Origin of the sequence: Xanthomonas sp. BRIP62418 (genome assembly GCF_003993495.1) — a bacterium.
GTDB classification, from domain to species: domain Bacteria; phylum Pseudomonadota; class Gammaproteobacteria; order Xanthomonadales; family Xanthomonadaceae; genus Xanthomonas; species Xanthomonas euroxanthea.
In genome coordinates, this window is sequence record NZ_QEZG01000059.1 from 21,220 (window position 1) to 33,333 (window position 12,114).

Annotated in this window: 15 protein-coding genes and 2 tRNA genes; 15 read left to right on the top strand and 2 right to left on the bottom strand. The window is 66.8% G+C overall.

What is annotated here, in order from left to right:
* The first annotated feature begins 166 nt into the window (after positions 1–166).
* The 5 genes from EO174_RS21960 to fdxA all read left to right on the top strand — a co-directional run bounded on the left by EO174_RS21960 (position 167) and on the right by fdxA (position 4,164).
* Positions 167–799, top strand: coding sequence for a 2-dehydro-3-deoxy-6-phosphogalactonate aldolase (locus EO174_RS21960; RefSeq protein WP_126947532.1), 633 nt, complete (start codon positions 167–169; stop codon positions 797–799).
* Positions 796–1,944: a galactonate dehydratase gene (dgoD, locus tag EO174_RS21965; RefSeq protein ID WP_104582916.1), complete on the top strand. Its 1,149-nt coding sequence runs from the start codon at positions 796–798 to the stop codon at positions 1,942–1,944. The genes EO174_RS21960 and dgoD overlap by 4 nt, the downstream gene beginning before the upstream one ends.
* On the top strand, positions 1,938–2,849 hold the full coding sequence (locus EO174_RS21970; RefSeq protein ID WP_126947535.1) for an SMP-30/gluconolactonase/LRE family protein: 912 nt from the start codon (positions 1,938–1,940) through the stop codon (positions 2,847–2,849). The genes dgoD and EO174_RS21970 overlap by 7 nt, the downstream gene beginning before the upstream one ends.
* Positions 2,846–3,724, top strand: a complete 879-nt coding sequence (locus EO174_RS21975) for a 2-dehydro-3-deoxygalactonokinase (protein ID WP_126947538.1) — start codon at positions 2,846–2,848, stop codon at positions 3,722–3,724. The genes EO174_RS21970 and EO174_RS21975 overlap by 4 nt, the downstream gene beginning before the upstream one ends.
* Before the next feature lie 116 nt (positions 3,725–3,840).
* Positions 3,841–4,164 (top strand): ferredoxin FdxA, encoded by a 324-nt coding sequence (fdxA, locus tag EO174_RS21980; protein ID WP_006453280.1) that lies wholly within the window; start codon positions 3,841–3,843, stop codon positions 4,162–4,164.
* A gap of 121 nt (positions 4,165–4,285) precedes the next feature.
* Here fdxA and EO174_RS21985 read toward each other — a convergent pair whose 3' ends face one another.
* The gene (locus EO174_RS21985) at positions 4,286–4,804 is read right to left on the bottom strand and encodes a hypothetical protein (protein ID WP_104582913.1); all 519 of its coding nucleotides are present in this window, start codon (positions 4,802–4,804) and stop codon (positions 4,286–4,288) included.
* Positions 4,805–4,820: 16 nt separating this feature from the next.
* Positions 4,821–5,729: a 4-hydroxy-tetrahydrodipicolinate synthase gene (gene dapA, locus EO174_RS21990; RefSeq protein ID WP_126942543.1), complete on the bottom strand. Its 909-nt coding sequence runs from the start codon at positions 5,727–5,729 to the stop codon at positions 4,821–4,823.
* Between the two features lie 92 nt (positions 5,730–5,821).
* Here dapA and EO174_RS21995 point away from each other — a divergent pair, with 92 nt between their 5' ends.
* From EO174_RS21995 to EO174_RS22040, 10 genes are all read left to right on the top strand, one after another.
* Positions 5,822–6,448, top strand: a complete 627-nt coding sequence (locus EO174_RS21995) for a glycine cleavage system protein R (protein WP_002813792.1) — start codon at positions 5,822–5,824, stop codon at positions 6,446–6,448.
* Between the two features lie 13 nt (positions 6,449–6,461).
* Positions 6,462–6,812 (top strand): ribonuclease E inhibitor RraB, encoded by a 351-nt coding sequence (locus EO174_RS22000; RefSeq protein ID WP_104582911.1) that lies wholly within the window; start codon positions 6,462–6,464, stop codon positions 6,810–6,812.
* 37 nt (positions 6,813–6,849) lie between these two features.
* Complete coding sequence (locus EO174_RS22005; RefSeq protein WP_104582910.1) at positions 6,850–7,332, top strand: peroxiredoxin; 483 nt, start codon at positions 6,850–6,852, stop codon at positions 7,330–7,332.
* A gap of 82 nt (positions 7,333–7,414) precedes the next feature.
* Positions 7,415–8,812, top strand: a complete 1,398-nt coding sequence (locus EO174_RS22010) for a PhoH family protein (RefSeq protein WP_104582909.1) — start codon at positions 7,415–7,417, stop codon at positions 8,810–8,812.
* Positions 8,812–9,294 (top strand): hypothetical protein, encoded by a 483-nt coding sequence (locus EO174_RS22015; protein ID WP_126947541.1) that lies wholly within the window; start codon positions 8,812–8,814, stop codon positions 9,292–9,294. Before EO174_RS22010 ends, EO174_RS22015 begins: the two co-directional genes overlap by 1 nt.
* Before the next feature lie 6 nt (positions 9,295–9,300).
* Positions 9,301–9,972, top strand: a complete 672-nt coding sequence (locus EO174_RS22020) for a YoaK family protein (protein WP_126947544.1) — start codon at positions 9,301–9,303, stop codon at positions 9,970–9,972.
* A 37-nt stretch (positions 9,973–10,009) separates the two neighbouring features.
* Positions 10,010–10,819, top strand: a complete 810-nt coding sequence (gene thiD, locus EO174_RS22025) for a bifunctional hydroxymethylpyrimidine kinase/phosphomethylpyrimidine kinase (protein WP_164740301.1) — start codon at positions 10,010–10,012, stop codon at positions 10,817–10,819.
* On the top strand, positions 10,816–11,697 hold the full coding sequence (locus EO174_RS22030; protein WP_126947552.1) for an alpha/beta fold hydrolase: 882 nt from the start codon (positions 10,816–10,818) through the stop codon (positions 11,695–11,697). Before thiD ends, EO174_RS22030 begins: the two co-directional genes overlap by 4 nt.
* Positions 11,698–11,737: 40 nt before the next feature.
* A tRNA-Arg gene (locus tag EO174_RS22035) sits at positions 11,738–11,814 on the top strand.
* Positions 11,815–11,921: 107 nt separating this feature from the next.
* Positions 11,922–11,998: transfer RNA gene (locus EO174_RS22040), tRNA-Arg, on the top strand.
* Positions 11,999–12,114 lie beyond the last annotated feature (116 nt).

The window sequence follows — 12,114 nt, forward strand, 5'->3', positions numbered from 1 at the left end:
TGCCGGCCAATTGCAGGCCGTTGGAGTGCGCACGCAGGTGCCGCAGCCACCGCGTCGTCGCTGCCTGCCATCCTCCGCGCAGCGCCGTGCAGCGCTGCACCCTCCCCCGACGTTGGCGGCCCTTCGGTCGCCGACGGCCGTTTTCCGCTCTATCGCGAGTAACACGATGACCTCAGACACCACCGCCAGCCTGTTCGCCCTGCCACTGATCGCCATCCTGCGTGGCATCACGCCGGAAGAAACGCTCGACCATGTCGGTGCACTGATCGACGCCGGTTTCGACGCGATCGAGATCCCGCTCAATTCGCCGCGCTGGGCCGAGAGCATCGCGCTCGCGCAGCAGACCTACGGCGAGCGCGCCTGGATCGGCGCCGGCACCGTGCTGCGCAACGACGATGTTGACACCCTGGCCGAGATTGGTGCGCGCTTCATCGTCACCCCGAACACGCGCCCGTCGCTGATCCGCCATGCGGTGTCGCGCGGGCTCACCGTGGTGGCCGGTTTCGCCACCGCCAGCGAGGCGTTCGACGCCATCGATGCCGGCGCAACGATCCTGAAGCTGTTCCCGGCAGCCACCTATGGCGCAGCGCATGTGCGCGCGCTGCGCTCGGTGCTGCCCACCCACATTCCGGTCTACGTGGTCGGCGGCGTCAGCCCGCAGACCCTGGCCGGCTTCGTTGCCCAGGGCGCCGCCGGCGCCGGCATCGGTGGCGAACTGTACAAACCCGCGCAATCGCTCGAAACGACCCAGACGCATGCACGCGCCTTCGTGCAGGCCTACCAGGAACTGCAAGGATGAAGATCACCCGCCTCACCACCTACCACGCCGCACCGCGCTGGCTGTTCCTCAAGGTCGAGACCGACGAGGGCATCACCGGCTGGGGAGAGCCGGTCATCGAAGGCCGCGCGCGCTCGGTGGAAGCTGCCGTGCATGAACTGGCCGGCTATGTGATCGGCAAGGATCCGGCGCGCATCAACGACCTGTGGCAGACCATGTACCGCGCCGGTTTCTACCGTGGCGGCGCGATCCTGATGAGCGCCATCGCCGGCATCGACCAGGCCTTGTGGGACATCAAGGGCAAGGCCTTGGGCGTGCCGGTGTACGAGTTGCTGGGCGGGCTGGTGCGCGATCGCATGAAGACCTATCGTTGGGTCGGCGGCGACCGCCCCGGTGCGATCATCCAGCAGATCACCGACTACCGTGCACTGGGCTTTGACACCTTCAAGTTCAACGGCACCGAGGAAATGAAGCTGATAGACAGCGCGCGCGCGGTCGATGCGGCGGTGGTCAAGGTCGCCGAGATCCGCGAGGCCTTCGGCAACACCATCGACTTCGGTATCGACTTCCACGGCCGCGTCGGCGCGCCGATGGCCAAGGCGCTGCTGCGCGAGCTGGAACCGTTCAAGCCGCTGTTCGTCGAGGAACCGGTGCTGGCCGAACAGGCCGAGTACTACCCGCGCCTGGCCGCAAGCACCTCGATTCCGCTGGCCGCCGGCGAGCGCATGTTCTCGCGCTTCGAATTCAAGAACGTGCTGTGCGCCGGCGGGATCGGCATGGTGCAGCCGGACCTGTCGCATGCCGGCGGCATCACCGAGTGCGTCAAGATCGCCGCGATGGCCGAGGCCTACGATGTCGGCTTCGCGCCGCACTGCCCGCTCGGCCCGATCGCGCTGGCCGCCTGCCTGCACGTGGACTTCGTGTCGCACAACGCGGTGCTGCAGGAACAGAGCATCGGCATCCACTACAACGAAGGTGCCGACCTGCTCGACTACGTCATCAATAAAGACGATTTTCAGTGTGTCGATGGCAGTATCGCCGCCCTGCCCAAGCCCGGGCTCGGTGTGGAGATCGACGAAGACATGCTCAAGCGCGCAAACGAAAATCCGCCGGACTGGCGCAACCCGGTCTGGCGTCACAGCGATGGCAGCATCGCCGAATGGTGAGCACGCCCGAACACACCGCCGTGCTGGCGGTCGACAGCCGCTGCACGCATGGCGAAGGCGTGCTGTGGTGCGAGCAGCGTGAAGCGCTGTACTGGGTGGACATCAGCGAGAAGCGCCTGTGGCGGCATCATCCGCACAGCGGCCACACCCGGTACTGGACGTTGCCGGACCGCCCCGGCTGCCTGGGATTGATGGACGACGGCCGCGTGCTGATCGCGCTGGCCAAGTCGATCTGCATCGCCGACCCGGACAATGCCGACGGCGACAGCCTGCCGCTCCAGCACCTGGCCGATATCGAAGCCGACAACCCGCATACGCGCAGCAACGATGGCCGCGCCGACCGCAACGGCAACCTCGTGTTCGGCACCATGGACGAGCACGACCACAAGGCCGCACGCGGTGCGATGTACCAGTTCTCGCTGCGCCACGGCCTGCGTGCGTTGCCGCTGCCGGGCGTGTCGATCCCCAACTCGATCTGCTTCAGCCCCGACGGCCGCACGCTGTACTACTGCGACTCGCTGCGCCCGCAGATCCTGTGCTGCGATTACGATGCCGACACCGCCCAGACCAGCAACGTGCGCGTGTTCACCACGCTGGACCGCGCCGATGCCGAGCCGGACGGCTCCATCATCGACAGCCAGGGCCATCTGTGGAATGCGCAGTGGCGCGCCTGGCGCGTGGTGCGCTACCGCCCCGACGGCAGCACCGAGCGCATCGTGCAAGTGCCGGTCAAGCACCCCACCTGCAGCGCCTTCGGCGGCGCCGCGCTGGACCGCCTGCACGTGATCAGCTCGCGCCTGGACCACAGCGCCGAGGAACTGGCCCGCACCCCGGAAGCCGGCGGCCTGTACGTCTGCGACGTGCCGATCAACGGCCTGCCCGAGAGTCGGGTGGCCAGCGCATGATCGCCATCGACTGGGGCACCAGCAGCCTGCGCGGCTATCTGCTCGCTGCCGACGGCCAGGTGCTGGAGCAGCGCCGCGGCAGCGACGGCATCCTGGCCTGCCAGGGCCGCTTCGGCGAGGTGCTGAGCACGCTGACCGAGGGCTGGGACGGCCCGCTGCTGCTGTCGGGCATGATCGGCAGCCGCAATGGCTGGGTCGAACAGGCCTATCTGCCCTGCCCGGCCGATACCGCCGCGCTGGCGCAGGCGATGCGCAGCTACGACGACCTGCTGCCCGGACGCACGCTGTGGTTCGTGCCCGGCGTGAGCACCGGCCAGCAGCATGGCGTGCCCGATGTCATGCGTGGCGAGGAAACCCAGCTGGTCGGCCTGCTCGCCGCGCTCGGCGACGGCACGCACGTCGCCTGCCTGCCCGGAACCCACAGCAAATGGGCACAGCTCGACCACGGCCAGCTGACCGGTTTTGCCACCGTCATGACCGGCGAGCTGTATGCGGTGCTGCGCCAGCACAGCATCCTGGGCAAGCTGATGCAGGACGATCCTGCGGACCTGGACACCGACGCATTCGCGCAAGGCGTTGATCGCAGCGCCGAGCCCGGCGGGCTCAGCCACCACCTGTTCGGCGCGCGTACCCTGGGCCTGTTCGACCGCCTCACCGCCGCCGCACTGCCGTCCTATCTGTCGGGCCTGCTGATCGGCCACGAACTGCGCGAGCACCGCGGCGATCACGCCACCGTGCACCTGGTCGGCAGCCCCGGCCTGGCACAACGCTATGCGCTGGCGCTGGCGCATCTGGGCGTGCAGACACAGCGGCATCCGGAAGATCTGGCCGCCACGGGATTGTTCGCGCTGGCCAGGCAGCGCGGGTTGGCCTGAGCGCAGACGCCCAGCACGCAACCGGCCGGCCACGGCCGGGGCGGACAAATCCCCGCCAATCCCACACCGGCCACCGGACTGCTTTAGAATTGACAGGCTAAACGCCGGATTCCGCCATGCCTTTTGTTGTCACCGAAAACTGCATCAAGTGCAAATACACCGACTGTGTCGAGGTCTGTCCGGTGGATTGCTTCCATGTCGGCCCGAACTTCCTGGTCATCGACCCGGATGAGTGCATCGACTGCACGCTGTGCGAGCCGGAATGCCCGGCCAACGCGATCTACCCGGAAGACGACGTCCCGGCAGGCCAGGAAGGCTTCGTCGCGCTCAACGCCGAGCTGGCCAAGGCCTGGCCGGTGCTGACCGTGCGCCAGGAGCCGCTGCCCGATGCCGCCGAATGGGACGGCAAGCCGAACAAGCTGCCGCTGCTGCAGCGCTGACATAGCGCCTGACCGCCTCCAGCCGCAGCAACGCCACGGCAGCGCTGCGACGACACCGCATCAGAAACGCAAAACGGGCGCCGAAGCGCCCGTTCTGCTGTCTGCGATGGCTGCAGCGGCCTCAGCCGCCCAGCTTGCCCTTCAACGCGGTGATCACCGCCACCGGCGCTGCCGCGGTGGCCGGCATGCCGCGCGGATCCACTGCCGACACGTAGCTGCCGGCGTCGACCTTCACCACGCGCACCAGGAAGCTGGACCCTTCGTAGCTCACGTCGTAGGAACCGAGCATCTGCGCCTTGCTGGCGATGGTCAGGCCGGGAATGTCGGCCAGTGCCGCACCCACCTTGGCGAACACCTCGTCGCGCTCGCCCGGCACGGTGAAGCCGCTGTTGGCGCTGGCGGACGGCGGCGCCGAAGTGTTCTGCTGCGCGGTCGAAGCCAGCGTCGGCACCTTCATCGCGCCGGAGGTATCGGGCAGGTTCAGATCCGGCGGCACTTCCAGCGGACGGGCTTCCGGGGCCAGCGCGTAGTCACCGCGTGCGCCCTTGTGGAACCAGCTGCAACCGCTCGTGGCGGCGACGGTGGCGGTCGCCAGCAACGCGAGCGAGAGCACGCGGACGGGGGAAACGGAATGACGCATCGATAGATCTCCTGGGTCAGGCCGCGAGCATTTCGCGGCTGGAAAGCGCTTCCAACGCAATAGCGTCGGCGGCAAGGCGGTCGGCGGCAGGCTGGTGCGCCGCAGAAAGGGGCAGTAACGGCAAACGCAGGCCGTGCCCGATCCCGGCGCGCTGCAGCAGCGCCTTGACCGGGATGGGATTGGATTCGATGCCGCAGAAACTGTGGTACTCGCTCAGGCGTGCGTCCCACGTGGTGGCTGCCTCGCGCTGGCCGTCGCGGGCCAGGTCGCACAGGCGCCGATAGGCTGACGGCAAGGCGTTGGACGCCACCGAAACCAACCCGTCGGCGCCGGACAGCATCGCCTGCGCGGCACTGCCGTCATCACCGCTGAGCACCACGAAGGACTCGCTGCGCAGCGCCACCAGCGCGGCAACGCGCTCCGGCTCGCTGCGCGCTTCCTTGATGCCGACGATGTTCGGATGCCCGACCAGCGCGGCAACCGTCTCCGGCAACAGGTCGCATCCGGTGCGGCCAGGCACGTTGTACAGCACCACCGGCAAGCCGCCGTTGTCGGCAACCGCCAGGAAATGCGCCTGCAGGCCGGCCTGGGTCGGACGCACGTACGGCGGCGTCACCACCAGCGCGTACTGCGCACCCAGCGCAGCGGCGCGGCGCGTCTGCGCGATGGTCTTGGCGGTGCCCGACAGGCCGGTGCCGGCCAGCACCGGCACGCGGCCGGCCACCTGCGCGACGGCGGCACGCAACAAGGTGTCGTACTCCTCGTCGCTCAATGCGGCGGCCTCGCCGGTGGAACCGGCGACGACGATTCCCTGCACGCCGCCGTGCAGTTGCTGTTCCAGCAACCGCCGCCAGGCATCCAGGTCGAGTGCGCCGTCCGGACCGAAAGGGGTCGCCAGCGCGGTGATGATGCCGGAAAGGGACAAGATTCTGCTGCTCTTACGTGACAGGAAAGGCCCGCGCGCACGCGGGTTGTGGCCGCCTGCATGTTACTTGCGGCGCGAAACCACGGGCAAGTATGCTGGTCACCGCCAGGGCGCCTGCCCGGGCGGCCATTCAGCCTGATGCAATGCCGGAAGCCCCTTTGACCGACTCAACTCCCCGGCCCTCGCCGACCGAAAACCACCTCCTGATCAACGCCTACACGACGCATCCGGAGTCCCCCCTGTTGCCCGTCACCCGCCGCATCGCCGATAGCGGCTGCAATCTCGTGGACGCCCGCCTGGCCACCGTGGGGCGCGATGTCTCGGTCACCGCCCTGGCCACCGGCTCCTGGGACTCGGTCGCCAAGCTGGAGGCCATGCTGACCCGCCTCGAGCGCGAGGAAGGCCTGAAGCTGGTGTGGTACCGCACCGGCCCCAAGCAGACCCAGTCCAACCTGCTGCCCTACATCGTCGAAGTCATCGCCGCCGACAAGCCGGGCATCCTGTTCCAGCTGGCCGATTTCTTCGACCGCCAGGGCATCACCATCGAGAACCTGCAGAGCACGCGCTACCGCGCCATGCAGACCGGCGCGGAGATGTTCTCTGCGCAGGTGACGATCGGCGTGCCGGCCAACATGCACATCGCCGCACTGCGCGATGATTTCCTGGAATTCTGTGATCACCTCAATCTCGACGCGATCATGGACCCGATGAAGTTCTGAGGCAGACGTCCCGATGGCCATTGCCCTTTCCGCACTGAAACAGATGTTCGAGCACATCCGCTCCGAGACCGACTGGAATCTCGACGGGCCGTTGCGCTGGGAATATTTCTTCGCCGACCCGGCGCAGCAACCGCTGCAACAGCTCGCCGCGCAACTGACCCAGGACGGCTATCGCGTCATCGACATCTTCCTCGGCGAACGCGACGAAGACGATGGCGACGACGAGGAGTCCTACTTCCTGCATGTGGACAAGCTGGAACAGCACACCATCGAGTCGCTGAATCAGCGCAATGCGCAGTTCGACGCGCTTGCCAAACGTTTCCACGTGGCTGCTTATGATGGGATGGACGTCGGCCCGGCATGACCGCGCCGCACGCCCCTCCACTTTGGGCTGAGCAACGATGACCGACGCTGTACTTGACCTCCCCGCCGCAAGCCTGGACCTGCCACTGTCGCTGTCCGGTGGCATTCAGACCACCTTGCGCGGCTACGCCGGCAAATGGCTGGTGCTGTACTTCTACCCGAAGGACAGCACGCCCGGCTGCACCACCGAAGGCCTGGATTTCAACGCGCTGCTGCCGCAGTTCACGCAGGCCGGCGCGGTCGTGCTGGGCGTGTCGCGCGACTCGGTGAAGTCGCACGACAATTTCTGCGCCAAGCAGGGCTTTGCCTTCCCGTTGGTCAGCGATGGCGACCAGGCCCTGTGCCGCGCCTTCGACGTGATCAAGGAAAAGAACATGTACGGCAAGCAGGTGCTCGGTATCGAGCGCAGCACCTTCCTGCTGTCGCCCGAAGGGGTGGTGGTGCAGGCCTGGCGCAAGGTCAAGGTGGCCGGCCACGCCGACGCCGTGCTGGCCGCGTTGAAGGCGCACGCCAGACAGTGACGCCCCCTGGTTTCCCGTGTCCTCCATCACCCTGCCCCGCAGGCGTGATGGCTCGCCCCTGTTCCATCACTTGGAAGACCCAATGACCCGAGGCAAGCGCATCTACGTGCTGGACACCAACGTGCTGATGCACGATCCCACCGCGCTGTTCAAATTCGAGGAACACGATGTGTTCCTGCCGATGCAGGTGATCGAGGAACTGGACAACGCCAAGAAGGGCACGTCCGAAGTCAGCCGGAATGCGCGCCAGGTCAGCCGCTTCCTGGACGAATTGCTGGAGAACACCAACGCCGAGCAGATCCAGGCCGGCATCCTGCTCAGCCATCCGCAGGGCATCCAGCTCAAGGGCCAGGCCGCGATCGGCCGGCTGTATTTCCAGATCCATCCGATCGACCCGGGCCGCACCTTCGGCGCGATGATTCCGGACAACAAGATCCTGGCATCGGTGCTGGCGCTGTGCGAGGAGAATCCGGATGTACCGGTCATCCTGGTGTCCAAGGACATCAACCTGCGCATCAAGGCCTACATCAGCGGCCTGAATGCCGAGGACTACCAGAACGATCGCGCGCTGGACGATTTCAGCCTGCTGTTCACCGGCGCCATCGAGCTGCCGGAAAACTTCTGGGAAAAGCACAACCAGGACCTGCGCAGCTGGAACGAGCGTGGCCGCACCCATTACGAGATCGTGCTGGCCGACGACGAGGACTGGTATCCGAACCAGTACCTGTATCTGCCGGGCGAGGACGAAGTGGAACTGCGCGTGGCCAAGGTCGGCGGCGGCAAGGCCACGCTGTGCCTGGTCGACGATTTCCGCAGCGGCCAGCACGCGGTGTGGGGCATCGTGGCGCGCAACCGCGAGCAGAACTTCGCGCTCAATGCCTTGATGGACCCGGAGATCGATTTCGTCACCCTGCTCGGCACCGCCGGTACCGGCAAGACCTTGCTCGCCCTGGCCGCCGGCCTGGCGCAGACGATGGATCAGCAGCGTTACCGCGAAATCATCATGACCCGCGCCACCGTCAGCGTCGGCGAAGACATCGGCTTTCTGCCCGGCACCGAAGAGGAAAAGATGACCCCGTGGATGGGCGCACTGACCGACAACCTGGAAGTGCTCACCCACAACCAGGAAGGCGGCTCGTGGGGCCGCGCGGCCACCAACGACCTGCTCGCCAGCCGCATCAAGATCCGCTCGATGAACTTCATGCGCGGGCGCACCTTCCTGTCGCGCTACCTGATTCTGGACGAAGCGCAGAACCTCACGCCCAAGCAGATGAAGACGCTGATCACCCGTGCCGGCCCCGGCACCAAGATCGTGTGCCTGGGCAATGTCGAACAGATCGATACGCCCTACCTCACCGAGACCACCTCGGGCCTGACCTATGCGGTGGACCGCTTCAAGGCCTGGCCGCACAGCGCGCATATCACGCTGCGTCGTGGCGAGCGGTCGCGCCTGGCCGACTTCGCCTCGGAGGTGCTGTGATGCACCTGCTGCGCGGCGCGGCGGCGTTCACCGTCCTGGCACTTGCCGGCTGCGCGACCACGCCGCCTCCGGCCAGCGTGCCCACCAACCTCAAGAGCGGGCAATCCTGGGTCATCACCCGCCAGAGCGTCGCCGAGCAGGTGCTGGACACCTGCTCGCGCGACAGCCCGGCGCGTCATCCTGGCCAGATCACCGGCTACTGGACACCGAGCCAGCAGCAGATCGAGCAGCTCGAATCCAGGCAGGATGCCTTGACCCCGACCATCCCCGAGCCACGTGATTTCGACCGCCAGTATGTCGGCGTGGTGATCCAGGGCCAGCAGCTGATCTACATTAACGCCTTCAGGCTGCCGAACGATCCGCCAGTGAAACCGGCCAGGGACGCGATCCGGGTGTGCGATGGCGGCGGTGCGTTCTGGGGCGCGTTGTACGACCCGCAAACCGGCGCGTTTTCGCAGATCGCCATCAACGGCACGCCCTGACCGGCGATGGGCCTGTTGCTGCCGCGCTGGGTCTGGATCGGCGCGGTCGCGTTGTCGGGTGTGGCCGGCATGGTCAACGTGGTCGGCTACCTGGGTTCCGAACACCAGGTGGTCAGCCACCTCACCGGCACCACCAGCCTGCTCGGCGTGGCCCTGGTGCAGGACAGCGCACCGGAGATCGGCTTCCTGTGGGGCATCCTGATCGCCTTCTGCGCAGGCTCCATGCTCAGCGGCCTGATCATCCAGGACGATGTCCTGCGGCTCGGACAGCGCTACGGCGCGGCGCTGCTGCTCGAAGCGCTGCTGTTGCTGGCCGCGATTCCGCTGTTCAAGCTGCATCACGTCGGCGGCGCGCTGGTCGCCGCAGGTGCCTGCGGGCTGCAGAACGCCATGGCCACCACCCTCAGTGGCGCCGCAGTCCGCACCACGCACCTGAGCGGCATGTTCACCGACCTGGGCATCGGCCTGGGGCACCTGCTGCGCGGGCGCCCGCTGCAGGTGCGCCGGCTCACGCTGAGCGGGTTGATCATCAGCGGCTTTCTCGCCGGCAGCATGCTTGGCACCTGGCTGTTCCAGCGCTGGCACTACGACGCGCTCTACCTGCCAGCCGGCCTCACCGGATTGACCGGTGCCGGCTACATTGCCTACCTGCAATGGCGTCGCTGGCGCACGCAATGATCCGCACTTCCGCCAGGCGGCAGTGCAGAATCCCCTCATGACCACGTCCAGCACGCTGTCCGCCCTGACCATCGCCGGTTCCGATTCCGGCGGTGGCGCCGGCATCCAGGCCGACCTCAAGACCTTCGCCGCGCACCGCGTGCACGGCTTGTCGGCCATCGCTGCGTTGACCGCGCAGAACACCCGCGCCGTCACTGCCGTGCATGTCCCGCCGATCGCGTTCCTGCAGGCGCAGATCGATGCCTGCTTTGCCGACTTCCAGATCCAGGCGGTCAAGCTCGGCATGCTCGCCAATGCCGAGGTCATCCATTGCGTGGCCGATCTGCTTGAAAGCCATCGCCCGCCGTTCGTGGTGCTCGACCCGGTGATGGTGTCCACCAGTGGCGCCCGCCTGCTCGAAGACGCCGCGCTGGAGGCCCTGCGCACGCGCCTGCTGCCGCTGGCCACGCTGATCACACCGAATACGCCCGAAGCCGAACTGCTAACCCGCCGCCGCATCGACGATGCCGATGCCGCCGAGCACGCCACCGCCGCCCTGCTCGACCTCGGCGCCAACGCGGTGCTGCTCAAGGGCGGTCACCTGCACGAGGGCACGCGCGTGATCGACCGCTTCGATGACGGCGTCACCCAGGACGTGTTCATGCATCCGCGCCTGCAGGTCGATGCGCACGGCACCGGCTGCAGCTTGTCGGCGGCTATTGCCGCGCAGGTGTGCCAGGGCCTGTCCCTGCTCAATGCCTGCGAAGCGGCCATCGACTACGTCGCGCGCGCCATCCGCCTCGGCCACAGCCCCGGTCACGGCGAGGTGCTGGTCCTGGACCATTTCGGTGCCGCGCCCAGCCCATGAGCTTGCACGCCAGCACGCTCACCGTCACCGCCGTGGATGGACATGCCTGGCAGGTGCTGCGCCACGCCCCGGCGCGGCCGATCGCCAGCCTGCTGTGGCTGCCGGCACTCGGGGTCGCCGCGCGACACTACCAGCCGTTCGCGCATGCACTGGCCGGCACCGGCATTGCGGTGTACCTGCACGAATGGCGCGGCAATGGCAGCAGCACCCTGCGCCCCTCGCGCCAGCACGACTGGGGCTATCGCACGCTGCTTGCCGACGATATTCCCGCCAGCCGGGCGCTGCTCGACCTGCATGACCCGCAGCTGCCGTGCGTGCTCGGCGGTCACAGCCTCGGCGGCCAACTGGCCTGCTGCCATGCCGCGTTGCAGCCTGCACGGATTGCGCAGCTGTGGCTGGTCGCCAGCGGCTCGCCGTACTGGCGCAATTTCCCGGTGCCGATGCGCTACGGCCTGCCGCTGATCTTCCGACTGCTGCCATGGCTGGCACGTACCCAGGGCGTGCTGCATGGACGAACGCTCGGTTTCGGCGGAACCGAGGCGCGCAGTCTGATCGCCGATTGGGCGCAGGTCGGTCGCAGCAATCGTTATCGTGCGGTCGGCACGTCATGGAATCTCGAACAGGCGCTGGGCCAACTGCGCATGCCGATCAGCGCAGTAACCTTCGCACGCGACCGCCTCGGCCCGCCCGGCGCCTTGCAGGCCTTGCTGCAGAAAATGCCGCAGGCACCTGCCGAGCGCATCGCCCTGGACGATGCGCAACTGGGCACGCGTAGCGATCATTTTGCGTGGATGAAGACGCCTGCTGCCGTTGCCGCTGCGCTGCGGCGGCAGCTTGGCGATGCGGGCAGCGACAATCGACTTTCACAAAGGGATTGACGAGCACTCCAGGCATCCGCATAATTCCGCTCCTGACGACGCGCCCGTAGCTCAGTTGGATAGAGTACCTGGCTACGAACCAGGCGGTCGGGAGTTCGAATCTCTCCGGGCGCACCATCTTCAGAACAACGAGAGACAGCCTTCAAACGCTGTCTTTTTAGTTAAAAGGTCTTATCGCACTGCGATGGATCTGCAAGTCGAAACGCAAGTCAAAACAAGATAATGCGCCCGTAGCTCAGTTGGATAGAGTACCTGGCTACGAACCAGGCGGTCGGGAGTTCGAATCTCTCCGGGCGCACCAATCTTGAAGAAAACGACCAGCTTGCTGGTCTTTTTTTTGCCTGCCGTTCGAGGACGAATCGTGGCTGCGCCGTTATGACGCAGCGAACGCCAAGCAAGACGCGCGACAGGCCGGCA